General features: G+C 74.6%; 13 protein-coding genes. 4 read left to right on the top strand and 9 right to left on the bottom strand.

Going from position 1 to position 12,315, the window contains the following annotated elements:
• Positions 1 to 93 precede the first annotated feature (93 nt).
• Together AB0F71_RS10890 and AB0F71_RS10885 are read left to right on the top strand one after the other, a co-directional pair.
• Positions 94 to 525: a sec-independent translocase gene (locus tag AB0F71_RS10890; protein ID WP_360230858.1), complete on the top strand. Its 432-nt coding sequence runs from the start codon at positions 94 to 96 to the stop codon at positions 523 to 525.
• A 224-nt stretch (positions 526 to 749) separates the two neighbouring features.
• Positions 750 to 1,427 (top strand): hypothetical protein, encoded by a 678-nt coding sequence (locus AB0F71_RS10885; RefSeq protein WP_360230856.1) that lies wholly within the window; start codon positions 750 to 752, stop codon positions 1,425 to 1,427.
• Positions 1,428 to 1,503: 76 nt separating this feature from the next.
• Here the strand turns inward: AB0F71_RS10885 and AB0F71_RS10880 are convergent, their stop codons facing one another.
• From AB0F71_RS10880 to AB0F71_RS10865, 4 genes are all read right to left on the bottom strand, one after another.
• Positions 1,504 to 2,664: an Mrp/NBP35 family ATP-binding protein gene (locus tag AB0F71_RS10880; RefSeq protein WP_360230854.1), complete on the bottom strand. Its 1,161-nt coding sequence runs from the start codon at positions 2,662 to 2,664 to the stop codon at positions 1,504 to 1,506.
• A 56-nt stretch (positions 2,665 to 2,720) separates the two neighbouring features.
• On the bottom strand, positions 2,721 to 3,257 hold the full coding sequence (locus AB0F71_RS10875) for a DUF1003 domain-containing protein (RefSeq protein ID WP_360231283.1): 537 nt from the start codon (positions 3,255 to 3,257) through the stop codon (positions 2,721 to 2,723).
• Positions 3,258 to 3,366: 109 nt separating this feature from the next.
• A complete protein-coding gene (locus tag AB0F71_RS10870; protein WP_360230852.1) occupies positions 3,367 to 4,653 on the bottom strand; it encodes a CBS domain-containing protein in 1,287 nt (428 codons plus the stop codon).
• A 157-nt stretch (positions 4,654 to 4,810) separates the two neighbouring features.
• Complete coding sequence (locus AB0F71_RS10865; protein WP_360230850.1) at positions 4,811 to 5,350, bottom strand: hypothetical protein; 540 nt, start codon at positions 5,348 to 5,350, stop codon at positions 4,811 to 4,813.
• Positions 5,351 to 5,481: 131 nt separating this feature from the next.
• On the opposite strand from AB0F71_RS10865, the gene AB0F71_RS10860 reads away from it, so the two are divergent.
• Entirely contained in the window at positions 5,482 to 6,414 is a 933-nt protein-coding gene (locus AB0F71_RS10860) for a DMT family transporter (protein ID WP_360230848.1), read from the top strand.
• 78 nt (positions 6,415 to 6,492) lie between these two features.
• Here the strand turns inward: AB0F71_RS10860 and corA are convergent, their stop codons facing one another.
• On the bottom strand, positions 6,493 to 7,614 hold the full coding sequence (gene corA, locus AB0F71_RS10855; protein ID WP_360230846.1) for a magnesium/cobalt transporter CorA: 1,122 nt from the start codon (positions 7,612 to 7,614) through the stop codon (positions 6,493 to 6,495).
• A 402-nt stretch (positions 7,615 to 8,016) separates the two neighbouring features.
• On the opposite strand from corA, the gene AB0F71_RS10850 reads away from it, so the two are divergent.
• Positions 8,017 to 8,658: a suppressor of fused domain protein gene (locus AB0F71_RS10850; RefSeq protein ID WP_360230844.1), complete on the top strand. Its 642-nt coding sequence runs from the start codon at positions 8,017 to 8,019 to the stop codon at positions 8,656 to 8,658.
• Between the two features lie 109 nt (positions 8,659 to 8,767).
• On the opposite strand, the gene AB0F71_RS10845 is transcribed toward AB0F71_RS10850, so the two are convergent.
• From AB0F71_RS10845 to AB0F71_RS10830, 4 genes are all read right to left on the bottom strand, one after another.
• A complete protein-coding gene (locus AB0F71_RS10845) occupies positions 8,768 to 9,628 on the bottom strand; it encodes a PHP domain-containing protein (protein WP_360230842.1) in 861 nt (286 codons plus the stop codon).
• Positions 9,629 to 9,685: 57 nt separating this feature from the next.
• Positions 9,686 to 10,324: a DUF6758 family protein gene (locus AB0F71_RS10840; RefSeq protein ID WP_360230840.1), complete on the bottom strand. Its 639-nt coding sequence runs from the start codon at positions 10,322 to 10,324 to the stop codon at positions 9,686 to 9,688.
• A 383-nt stretch (positions 10,325 to 10,707) separates the two neighbouring features.
• Positions 10,708 to 10,866: a hypothetical protein gene (locus AB0F71_RS10835; RefSeq protein ID WP_188305309.1), complete on the bottom strand. Its 159-nt coding sequence runs from the start codon at positions 10,864 to 10,866 to the stop codon at positions 10,708 to 10,710.
• Positions 10,867 to 11,248: 382 nt separating this feature from the next.
• The gene (locus AB0F71_RS10830; protein WP_360230838.1) at positions 11,249 to 12,127 is read right to left on the bottom strand and encodes an alpha/beta fold hydrolase; all 879 of its coding nucleotides are present in this window, start codon (positions 12,125 to 12,127) and stop codon (positions 11,249 to 11,251) included.
• Between the last annotated feature and the right edge of the window lie 188 nt (positions 12,128 to 12,315).

Raw genomic sequence — 12,315 nt, 5'->3', positions numbered from 1 at the left:
GTCTTTACCACGGCTTCATCCCGCCGTGGACCAGGGACTCGCCGGTGGCCATTACCCTGTAGGAACCGTCGTCCGATGAGCTAGGGAGCCCAGGTGTTCACCGATGTAGGCGGGCTGAAGCTGCTGACCCTGGCGGTACTGGCGATCGTCGTCTTCGGCCCGGACAAGCTGCCGAAGCTGATCCAGGACACCATGGGCTTCATCCGGAAGATCCGTTCCTTCGCCGACACCGCGAAGGAGGACATCCGCAGCGAGCTGGGGCCCGACTTCAAGGACTTCGAGTTCGAGGACCTCAACCCCAAGACCTTCGTCCGCAAGCAGCTCATGGGCGACCAGCAGGACCCGCTGGGCCTCAAGGACATGAAGGAGTCGCTCGACATCCGCTCCGTCCTGGACGACAGGCCGGCCGGGCCGGTGAACGGCCGGACGGGCAGCGTGAGTTTCGAGAAGGCCGCGGCGCCCGCCTCGGCCGGCGCCCCGCTGCAGCCCGGCGAGCGGCCCCCGTTCGACCCCGACGCCACCTGATCCGGGCCGGCCGCCCGCGGCCCGGGGCGCGCCCGACAATTCCGGCCGGCCCGCCCGGCTGAGCGGGGCCCCGGCGTGCGCGCCGCTATTGTGCTGATTGTTCCCGTTGAGCCGTCCGTCACATCCGCGCCCGCGCGGACCAGGAACGGCCCCCGGGAACGCCGAGGTGCGCCACCATGGGAGCGCGCCACGGCAGGCACACGTGCGTTTGAGGAGGCCCGGGGATGGACGCGACGAGTCAGGCGGGAGGGGCGACGGTCACGGCCGGCGGCCCGGTGGTCGGCGGGCAGGCCGGCCCGGCGGACCCGCTGGTGCCCTACCTGTCCGCCGACTTCCCCTGGTACGGCCTGGACGAGGGCTGGACCGGCCGCCGCTTCCTGATGCAGGCGGGCGCCGGCGGCCCCCGCGGCGGGACGGCCGGCGGCGTCGACTACGGCACCCTCGGCCACGGCGACGAGCCGGCCAAGCAGTACGAGCCGCGCGACGTGCGGAAGTTCGCCGTGGTGGTCACCGTGGCCCGCCGGGACAGCCGCCGCAGCGCCGACAACACCGGCACGCTGGAGGCGACTTCCGCCTCGTCCGCGGCCTGGCTGGCCGGCTCCGGCCTGCTCGCCGCGACCTGGCCCGGCCAGCTGGACCGGGCGCTGCGCCAGGACTGGCTGGACCAGCAGAGCAACCTGGCGTGGGACCTCGCCGACGACCTGGCCGGGCCCGGCTGGTCGACCCTGAGCCTGCCGGTCAACGGGCTGCCGCAGCCCTTCCGCTACCGGGAGTCCGAGTACGGCTGGGTGCTGGCCGGCGAGGCCCCCGGCGTGCTGCTCGGCGCCTTCGGCCGGGGCGTCAGCGCCTACGGCGTCGGCTTCGCCACCGTCCCCGACCTGGGCGGCTACGCCCGGCCGTAGCCGCGCGGCGCCGCGGACACGCAGCGGGGCCGGACGGTGATCCGTCCGGCCCCGCCGCGTACGCCCGCGCGGAACGTCAGAACTTGTTCTTGGGCGTCAGCCCCAGCGACATGCCGGACAGGCCGCGCTGGCGGCCGCCGAGCTTGCCGGCCACGGCGCGCAGGGCGGCGCCGGCCGGGGAGTCGGGGGCGGCGAGCACGACCGGGCGGCCGTCGTCGCCGCCCTCGCGCAGCCGGACGTCGATCGGGATCGAGCCGAGCACCGGGACGGTGGCGCCGACGGTGCGGCTCAGCGCGTCGGCGACGGTCTGGCCGCCGCCGGTGCCGAAGACGTCGATCATCTCGTCGCAGTGCGGGCACGGCATGCCGGACATGTTCTCGATCACGCCGACGATCTTCTGGTGGGTCTGCACCGCGATGGTGCCGGCCCGCTCGGCCACCTCGGCGGCGGCCATCTGCGGGGTGGTGACGATCAGGATCTCCGCGTTGGGGACGAGCTGCGCCACCGAGATCGCGATGTCGCCGGTGCCGGGCGGCAGGTCCAGCAGCAGCACGTCCAGGTCACCCCAGTAGACGTCGGCCAGGAACTGCTGCAGCGCGCGGTGCAGCATCGGGCCGCGCCAGACCACCGGGGCGTTGCCCGGGGTGAACATGCCGATCGAGATGACCTTCACGCCGTTCGCCTGCGGCGGCATGATCATGTCCTGGACCTGGGTGGGCCGGCCCTCGACGCCCAGCATGCGCGGCACGCTGTGGCCGTAGATGTCGGCGTCCACGACGGCGACCTTCAAGCCGTCCGCGGCCATCGCGGCGGCCAGGTTGACGGTCACCGAGGACTTGCCGACGCCGCCCTTGCCGGAGGCGACGGCGTAGACCCGGGTCAGCGTGCCCGGCTTGGCGAACGGGATCTCCCGCTCGGGGGCACCGCCGCGCAGCAGCTGGGAGAGCTCCTTGCGCTGCTCGTCGCTCATCACGTCGAGCTCGACCTCGACGCCGGTCACACCGGGCACCCGGCCGACCGCGTCGCGGACCCGGGTGACGATGGTGTCGCGCATCGGACAGCCGGAGACGGTCAGGTAGACCGCGACGCGCACCGCGCCGTCCTCGGCGATCCCGACCGATTTCACCATGCCGATCTCGGTGATCGGGCGGTTGATCTCCGGGTCGTTGACGGTCGCCAGCGCCTGGCGTACGGAGTCCTCCGTGACGCCGGCCGCGACCTCTGTCTCGTTGGCCATGCCTTGATGGTACGGCTCCGGGCGAACCGCTCGACCGGCCGGTGGCGTGCCGCCGGTCACAACGACTCGGGGGCGCCCCGCCGTTCGTCGATCTCCTTGAGCAGCGCGTGGAGTTCGGAGCGGATGCTGCCCAGTTCGGAGGTGATGAAGGCGCGGGTGGCCACCTCGCCGAGCCCGTGCCGCAGCGCCGCGACCTCGCGGGCCAGGTACTCGGTGTCGGCGATGTTGCGGTCGCTGCGGGCCCGGTCCTGCTCCATGTTGACGCGGTCCCGGTTGTCCTGGCGGTTCTGCGCCAGCAGGATCAGCGGCGCCGCGTAGGAGGCCTGGAGCGACAGCACCAGGGTCAGGAAGATGAACGGGTACTCGTCGAAGCGCGCGGCCGGCGGCAGCATGGTGTTCCACAGCACCCAGACGATGATCACCACCGTCATCCAGACGATGAACCGCCCGGTGCCGAGGAAGCGGGCGATCCGCTCCGACAGCACGCCGAAGGCCTCGGGGTCGTAGGACGGCAGGGTCAGCAGGCCGGGCCGCGCGGTGCGGGGCTGGTCGAGCCGGACGCGGTTGGAGCCGGTGATGGGGGAGGTCTCCAGGCGCTCCCGGCCGCCGCCCTCGCGGGTGCGCAGTTCGCGCAGCTGGCGAAGCTCCCGCAGTTCGCCCTGCAGGCGCCGGCGGGCGGACTCGCCCCGCCGGCCGTTGCGGTCACCGTCCACCGTGCACCTCGTCTCTGTCGTCGTCCCCGGCGTGCAGCGCGGCGTCGCGCCAGTCCTCGGGCAGCAGGTGGTCGAGCACGTCGTCGACGGTCACCGCGCCGAGCAGGTGGTCGGCCTCGTCCACCACCGGCGCGGCCACCAGGTTGTACGTCGCCAGGTAGCTGGTGACCAGCGACAGCGGGGTGTCCGGCGGCAGCGCGTCCAGGTCGTCGTCCACCAGCGAGCCGACCAGCACGTACGGGGGCTCGCGCAGCAGCCGCTGGAAGTGCACCGCGCCCAGGTACTTGCCGGTCGGGGTCTCGTTCGGCGGCCGGCAGACGTACACCTGGGCGGCCAGCGCGGGCTTGTGGTCGCGGATCCGGATCCGGGCCAGCGCCTCGGCGACCGTCGCGTCCGGCTCCAGGACGATCGGCTCGGTGGTCATCAGACCGCCGGCGGTGTCCTCCTCGTAGGAGAGCAGCCGGCGGACCGGCTCGGCCTCCTCCGGCTCCATCAGGCCGAGCAGCCGCTCGGCCTCCTCGCCGGGCAGCTCGGAGAGCAGGTCGGCGGCGTCGTCCGGGTCCATCGCCTCCAGGACGTCGGCCGCCCGCTCCTCCTTGAGCTTGCCGATGATCTCGACCTGGTCGTCCTCGGGCAGCTCCTCCAGGACGTCCGCGAGCCGCTCGTCCGGCAGCGCGGCGGCCACCTCGGCGCGGCGCTTGGCCGACAGGTGGTGCATCACGCTGGCGAGGTCGGCCGGGCGCAGCTGCTCGAAGGTGGCGAGCAGGTTCGCCGCGCCCTGGTCCTGTTCGGGCAGCGCGAAGCCGGTGACGTCCTGCCAGTCCAGGGTGAGCCGCTCGCCCTTGCCCTTGCGCAGCCGGGTGGCCCGGCCGACCTGGACGAAGACCTTGGTGACCTCCCACTCGCGCAGCCGGGTCTGCACCATGCCGACGTCCAGCACGGTGACGTCCTCACCGGTCTTGGACCAGGTGACGGTGCGGTCCAGCAGCTCGGCCAGCACCAGGGTCTCGGACGGGCGCTGCTCGAAGCGGCGCAGGTTGATCACGCCGGTGGTGAGCACCTGGCCGGACTCCAGGCTGGTCACCCTGGTCATCGGCAGGAAGATCCGGCGCCGGGCGACGACCTCGACCACCAGGCCGAGCACCAGCGGAGGGCGGCCGCCGAGGCGCAGCGAGACCACCACGTCGCGGACCCGCCCGACCTGGTCGCCGTTCGGGTCGAACACCGCGACGGCGGAGAGGTGGGAGATGAAGACCCGGCTTCCTGGCCCTGCCATGAACTCCCTCGACTCCCTCGACCCTGCCCGGGCGGTCCGACCTGCTCGACGCCGTACGGTGCGCACCGGGGCGCACGTCCGGCCCAGGCTACCTGTGCCGCCTGCACCCGGCCCGGTGAGGCACGGTAGCGGGCCCAGGAGTCCTCGGCATGAACCTTTAGCGGCGCTTGAACAGCAGTTTGGGCAGCCCGGCGGGGATCGGGCGGCGGGTGGTGGCCGGGGTGGGCATCGGCTCGGCGGCGAGCGAGCCGTCCGGCATGGCGCCCGGACGCTCGGTCAGCGCCCCTACCGGCCGCAGCCGCAGCACCCGGCACTCGCGGGCCCAGCGCTCGGCGATGGTGTCCGTGTCGGGCGCGTTCAGCCGCTTGCCCTTGAGCTCCTCGACGGCGGCCAGCCAGGCCTCGCCGTCCGGCGCCAGCTCGACCACCTCGGCGGCCCAGCCGGTCAGTCGGCCGCCCTTGTCCTTGCTGCGCACGGTGATCACGGCGCGGCCGCCCGCGGTCAGGCCGTGCAGGGGCTGCTCGCCGCCCCCGCCGACCACCACCACGGCGCCGTCGTGCCAGGCGTGCCAGAGCGGGCGGGCCTGCGCCTCGCCGTCCGCGCGCACCCAGAGCAGTCCGGACTTCTTCGCGGCCTCCTCCAGCAGGGCCTGGTCGAGGAAGTCGTCGGCGACGGGGGCGGCGGAGTTGCGGTCCATGGCGACAGCGTACGGGTTCGCCGCCCGCGCCCGCCGGGCCGGACGTCTCAGCCTCCGGGCGACAGTTCCATTGACGCCCCACGGGCCTTACCGTATGAGCGCCACACCCCCGCGACCAGCGAAGGAGCGCCGTGCCCGCCGCCCGGCCCGCGACCGCCCCCGCCCCTGCCACCACCGCCGCCGGCCAGCGGCCCGCGCACCCGCTCCCCACCGTCGACCTGCTGCTGCTCGCCGTCTCGATCGGCGGCATCTCCCTCTCCGGCCCGCTGATCTCCGCCACCGCCGCGCCCGCGCTGGCCATCGCCTTCTGGCGCAACGTCATGTCGGTCGGCGCCCTGGGCCCGTACGCGCTGCTGCGCCACCGCGCCGAGCTGCGCGGGATCGGCCGACGGGCGCTGCTGCTCGCGGTCGCCGCCGGGGCGCTGCTCGCGGTGCACTTCGCGCTCTGGATGCCCAGCCTGCGGATGACCTCGGTGGCCTCCGCGACCGCGCTGGTCACCACCACCCCGCTGTGGACGATCCTGCTGATGCGGCTGTTCGGCGTCCGGGCGCCGAGGATGGTCTGGCTCGGGACGGTCGTCGCCTTCGCCGGGGTGCTGGTGCTGACCGGCGTCGACCTCTCGATGTCCCCGCGCGCCCTGCTCGGCGACGCCCTCGCGCTCGCCGCGGGCCTGGCCGCGGCCGGGTACATGCTGCTGGGCGCGGAGGTCCGCAGGACGGTCAGCACCACCGCGTACACGCTGGTCTGCTACGCGACCACGGCGGTCGGCCTGCTGGTGCTCTGCCTGGCCACCGGCACCCGGCTGTCCGGCTGGTCGGCCGGGGCCTGGTGGCAGATCGTGCTGCTGATGGTCACCGCGCAGCTGCTCGGGCACTCGCTGAGCAACCGGGTGGTGCGCACCCTCGGCCCGTCGATCACCTCCACCGCGATCCTGCTGGAGACCCCGGGCGCGGCCCTGATCGCCGCGCTCTGGCTCGGCCAGTGGCCCCCGGTGGCGGCGTACCCGGCGGTGGTGCTGATCCTGCTCGGCCTGGTCCTGGTCGCCCGCGGCGGACGGCGCTGACGCCCCGCGGGGTCCCGCCCTGCGGGCCCCGGCCCCCGCGGGGCGTGACCCCGGGGCGGGCGCGGGCGGGGGCGGGCGCTACAGCCAGCCGTTGCGGCGGAAGCCCCGGTACATCCCGATGCAGATCAGCGTGATCGCGGTGAGCACCATCGGATAGCCGTAGGCGTGGTGCAGTTCGGGCATGTAGTCGAAGTTCATGCCGTAGACGCCGGTGATCATGGTGGGCACCGCGAAGATCGCCGCCCAGGCGGTGATCTTGCGCATGTCCTCGTTCTGCGCCACCGACACCTGCGCCAGGTTGGCCTGGAGCAGCGAGTTCAGCAGTTCGTCGAAGCCGTGCACCTGCTCGGTGACCCGGGCCAGGTGGTCGGCGACGTCCCGGAAGTACTTCTGGATGTCCGGGTCGACCAGGCCCTGCTGCGGCTCCGACAGCTGCTGCATCGGGCGCAGCAGCGGTGCCACCGCGCGCTTGAACTCCAGCACCTCGCGCTTGAGTTGGTACACCCGGCCGACGTCCGCGGTGCGCGCGCCCTTGGCCGAGAAGACGCCGTACTCGATCTCGTCCACGTCGTTCTGCAGCCGTTCGGCGACCAGCAGGTAGTTGTCCACCACGTGGTCGGCGATCGCGTGCAGCACCGCGGCCGGGCCCTTGGCGAGCAGCCCGGCCTCGTCCGCGTCCGCCTCCAGCCGGTGCCGCAGCTCCTGCAGTGAGCCGTGGCCGCCGTGCCGGACGGTGATCACGAAGTCCCGGCCGGCGAAGACCATCAGCTCGCCGGTCTCCACCACCTCGCTGGTGGGCGTCAGTTGGTCGTGCTCGACGTAGCGGATGGTCTTGAAGACGGCGAACAGCACGTCGTCGTAGCGCTCCACCTTCGGCCGCTGGTGGGCGTGCACCGCGTCCTCCACCGCGAGCGGGTGCAGACCGAAGCGCTGGGCGATGCCCTCGAACTCGGCCTCGGTCGGCTCGTGCAGCCCGATCCAGCTGAACGACCCGGCGGTGTCCGGGAGTTGGTGCGCGGCCTTGACCCGGCGGGCGGCCTCGCGGGGGCTGCAGGTCTCACCGTTGCGCCGGCCGTGCTGGTAGACCGCGCAGTCCACGACCGCCGAGCCGACGCCCTCGGGCACGGCGTCGTACGCCCCGACGGGGCCCCGTCGGCGGTTGGTGCGGACGGCGGCGCGCAGGCTGTTGATCATCGACATGACAGGCTCCCTGGGGCAGGAGCCGTCGCACGGTGGCGCGGTAGGGACGCGGAAGGGCCGTGGTGCGACGGCGAGGAACACCGGTGAAGGGGACGAGGGGTGCTCTCCCGGCCGGTCCGTCCGCCGACGACCCGCGCCCGGGCCACTGGGGCTCGGTCAGCCGCTGAGGCCTGCGGGGCGGGGGTCACGGGGAAGTCGGGGCCGGGCAGAGCTGCCGGTACTGCATGGTCGGCCGGTATCCACCGCAACCACCTCCTTCGCTCGCCGCCCCGGAACCTGCGATCCCGGTGGCCAGTCGCTCACCCTAACATCTGACCGGGCATCGGTGCCCCGGGGTTTCCCGGGCCTTCGCCCGTACGCCCCCGCGCGGACGCCGGGGCGGCCCGGGTTACGCTCACCGGCATGGCGCACGACTTCCTGTCCTTCGGCGACCCCCACGGCGGCAGCTCCCCGGAACTCACCCGGGAGGCGGTGCTGGCGGCCGTCGAGGCCCGGCTGATCTCCACCTTCGGCGAGCCGAGCGGCCGCGCCGCCGTCACCTTCCTCGGCACCGACCGGATCGAGGTGCTGCGCTTCGGGCCGGACACCGACGGCCTGGTCCGCTACGCGACGCTCGGGATGTCGGCCGCCCCGATGGCCGACCCGACCCAGCCGGTCGCCGACCAGCTGCGCGGACCGCGCGTCGAACTGGTGCTGACCGTACGCGGCGGGCGCGACGGCGTGCTGCGCAGCCTCGCCACCTTCGCCGCGACGCCGCAGGTCGAGGGCCTGGTGGTGGCCCCGGGCGGCTCGCTGGACCTCGGCGCCCCGCTCTGGGAGGGCGCTCCGTTCACCTCGGTGCTGGCCGCCGAGCCGGGCGGGCTGGTCGAGGACCTGGAACTGGCCGAGCCCGCCGAGCCGGTGCGCTTCCTGCCGCTGCTGCCGATGACGCCCAACGAGGCGGGCTGGAAGCGGGTGCACGGCGCGGCCGCGCTCCAGGAGCGCTGGCTGGACCAGGGCACCGACCTGCGCGACCCGGGGCGGCGCGGCGTCAGGCTCGACTGACCCCCGGTCGGGACCGGGCCCCGGCGTCGGTTCCCAGCGGGGAGGGCGTACGGGCGGGCCCGCCCGCCGCACCGCGCCCCGGTGCGCCGGAGCGCGGCCCCGCCCGCCGTCAGCGCTCGATCGGCTTCGCCCCGGTGGCCTGGGCCAGCAGCGCCTCGTACACCCCGGGGTCGGTGGTGTGCTCGCCGAGCCGGACGGTCTTGCGGCTGCCGTGGTAGTCGCTGGAGCCGGTGACCAGCAGGCCGAGGTCGCCGGCCAGGCCGCGCAGCCGCTGCCTGGTCTCCTCGTCGTGGTCGGTGTGGTCGACCTCCAGCCCGGCCAGTCCGGCGGCCGCGAGCTCGGCGATCACCCGGTCGGGGACGGTCCGGCCGCGCTTGACCGCGCCAGGGTGGGCGAAAACCGGCACCCCGCCGGCCGCCCGGACCAGCCGGACGGCCCGCACCGGGTCGGTCTCGTGCTTGCGGACGTCCGCCCGGCCGCCGTTGGCCAGCCACTGCGGGGTGAAGGCGTCCGAGACGGTGGCCACCACGCCCGCCTCGACCAGCGCGCTGGCGATGTGCGGCCGCCCGACCGAACCGGTCCCGGCGATCCGCCGCACCTGCTCCCAGCTGATGTCCGCGCCGAGCTCCCGGCAGCGCTCGACGACCGCCCGGCCGCGCCGGAACCGGTCGGTGCGCACCAGCTCGCGCTCGGCCGCGAACTCCGGCTCCTCGGGGTCGAACAGGTACGCCAGCAGGTGCATGCTGACGCCGTCCACGACGCAGGACAGTTCGGCGCCGGGGACGACGGTCAGCCGGGTGCCGTCCGGCAGCGCGTGCAACGCGGCGGCGGCTCCGGCGTGCCCGGCGACGGTGTCGTGGTCGGTGAGCGCGACCACGTCGAGGCCGGCCGCGACCGCCGCCGCGACCAGCTCGGCCGGGCTGTCGGTGCCGTCGGACGCGGTGCTGTGGGCGTGCAGGTCGATGCGCACGGGGCAGAACTCCTCAGGCTGGTGGGTGCCGCCCAGGATAGGCCGTGCGGCCCGCCGTCAGCCCAGCAGCCGGGGGGAGAGCGCCCCGCAGGGCAGCAGGTCCAGTTCGGCGCCGGCCTCGCGCAGGTCGGTGAGCACCAGTTCGTCGTACATCACCAGCGCGGACTGCTCGGGCCAGGCGATCGCCCAGAGCCAGAGCCCGCGGGCCTCGCCGACGAACACCGCACGGTCGGCCGGGGCGTCCGGGACGTGGAACATCGGGGTGGGCCGCCCGGCGGCCATCAGCTTGGCGTCGGCGGGCTTGTAGAGGCCGACCGAGTCACCCGGGTCGGGGCCGGGCAGTCCGGCGTAGCGGGCGCCGAGCCCGACGCCCAGTTCCTCGGCGACCAGCACCAGTTCGCCGAAGCCGCCGAGAGGGGCGGGCCCGGAGCAGGCGACGGCGGTGGCCCGGGCGCCCGAGATGTCGTCGCCGACGTGGGCGATGCCGGTGTAGAGCCAGCCGACCGGGAGCGGCCAGGGCAGCCAGACGGGGACCTGGGAACGGACGACGGCGACGCCCAGGGCTTCCACGCTCGGGGGTAGTACGGGTTGCATCGGGTGCACGGCTCCGTGCCGGTCGCACTGCCAGGTGTCCGAAAAAAGACCGGGGGCGCGGACCCGACCGGCGCACCTCGGACAGCTTGGCTCGCCCCTCATAGCCGACAACGCTCCTCCCTCCGGACCGCCGCGTCAAGGACGATCACCCGTACGGACGGCTCGGCGGCACCCTGTCGGTGCTGGACGCCCGGCCGGCGCGGGTGGGTGCGGCGCGGGCGGTTCCCGTTGGGGGATGTCCCGTGGCGGGCGGAGGCAAACGTTCCGGGGCCGGGGCGGGGTCGGGGCCGGGCCGGGGTCGGGCTGAAGCCGGGTCGGGGCGGGGTCGGAGCCGGGTGGGGGCCGGTTCGGGGCCGGACACACTGACGCCCCGTCAACGGCGATCGCGGTGACGGGGCGTCAGTCGGGTATCGGTACGTCCGGATCGGACGCTCCCGGCTCGTCGGCGGCGGGTGGGGCCTCCCGGTCGGAGGCGCCGCGCCGGGTCAGACGGTCGGGCACGGGCGGATGAGCAGGCGCTCGCCGGTGCGGGCGGCGTCCTGGACGAGCTCGCGGACGGTCTCGGCGTCGGCGATCACGCGGTCGGTCGCGGAGCCGTTGGCGTCGTCCAGGCGGAGGATCTCGAAGCGCATGGGCTTGGTCATGGGCGTCTCCTTTCCGGGCCCCGCGGTGCGGGGCGGTTGCGGCTGAGTCGGTATCAGCCCTTTCGGGGTCCTGCGGATCCGGCGCTGCGGCCGGACCACGCGGGTGGTACGTGTGGCGGTCTGCTGCGGCAAGGGCTCCCCCTGGGCTTGCCTGGTGCGTCCAGTCCCTCGTGCACCACGGTGTCGTGGCGGTGCTACCGGGCCATTGCCCGTCCGTAACGTCCGGGTTTCGGCTGAAAGGCACCCCGGTGGGGGTCGCCGATGATTCCCGGACAGAATCAAAGATTACCGTAACTAACGACTTTTGTCCTGTGCCGAGAGCGGTCGAACCCCCGGAAGTGGTACAGACCACGCCGGGGGAGGGGGCGGTCGGAGGCCGGGCTCAGGCCCAGAACGCGGCCAGCGCCTCGGCCGTGGCGGCCGGCCGCTCGGCGTTGGGGGAGTGGGCCGCGCCCGCGACGACCACCCGGCGGGCGCCCAGCCGCCGCGCCATCGCGCCCTGCTCCGGCACCGGCCAGGCGTAGTCCTGCTCCCCGGACACCACCAGCACCGGCAGCGTCCCGGCCGTCACCGCGGCCAGCTCGTCCACCCGGTCCGGCGCGGCCACCAGGTGCGCGCCGGTGACCGCCAGCGACCGCGGCACATTGGCCACCCAGCGGCGGTGCAGGAACTCCGCGACCCCCGGCGCCAACGCCGGCTTCGGGCTCCCGCTGCTCTCGTCCATCTGCCGCATGACCTGCCAGATCTCCTCCAGGCCCATGACCGGCAGGACGTCCAGCAGCATCCTGGTCCGGGCCGCCTCGGCCGGGTCGATCGCGCCCGGCCCGGTGGCCATCAGGGTCAGCGAACGCCACGGCAGGGGGCCCTCCTCGGCCGCCGCGAGCACCGCCTCACGGACCACCTGGCCGCCGAAGGAGTGCCCCAGCAGGTGCACCGGCCCGTCCTCCGCGGCCAGCACCTCGGTCAGCGCCCGGACGTCGGCGCCCAGCGCGCTCACCTCGTACGCCGCCTCGTCGTCCGGCCCGCCGGTCTCGTACTGCCCCCGCTGGTCCACGGCCGTCACCCGGTACCCGGCGGCCGCGAGCGGCGCGAGCAGCGCGATGAAGTCCTCCTTGCTGCCGGTGAACCCCGGCACCAGCAGCGCCGAGCCGCGCACCGGGCCGTCCGGCTCCGCCCGCAGCGCCGCGAACTCCCCGCGCGCGGTCGGCACGCGCTGCGCCCGGGCGCAGCGGGGCAGGTCCAGGAACGGCGGAGTACTCATGAGCGGGTTCCCTCCCGGGGCAGGCGATGCCACGAGCCTATGCCGTCCCGGTACCCCTCCCACCAGGCGGGACGCCCGGGAATGCCCGAGGGGGCGGGGGGGGGCAGCCCGCCGGGGGGGCCGCCGGGGGGGGCACGGGCAGGGGCAGGCGGGGGGGCGTGGCGCGCGCGGGCCCCCCCGCGGCCGGC

Source organism: Kitasatospora sp. NPDC028055 (assembly GCF_040637885.1).
Taxonomy (GTDB): domain Bacteria; phylum Actinomycetota; class Actinomycetes; order Streptomycetales; family Streptomycetaceae; genus Kitasatospora.
The sequence above is the reverse complement of the archived record's forward strand: the minus strand, read 5'-3'. Positions and strand labels throughout refer to the sequence as shown.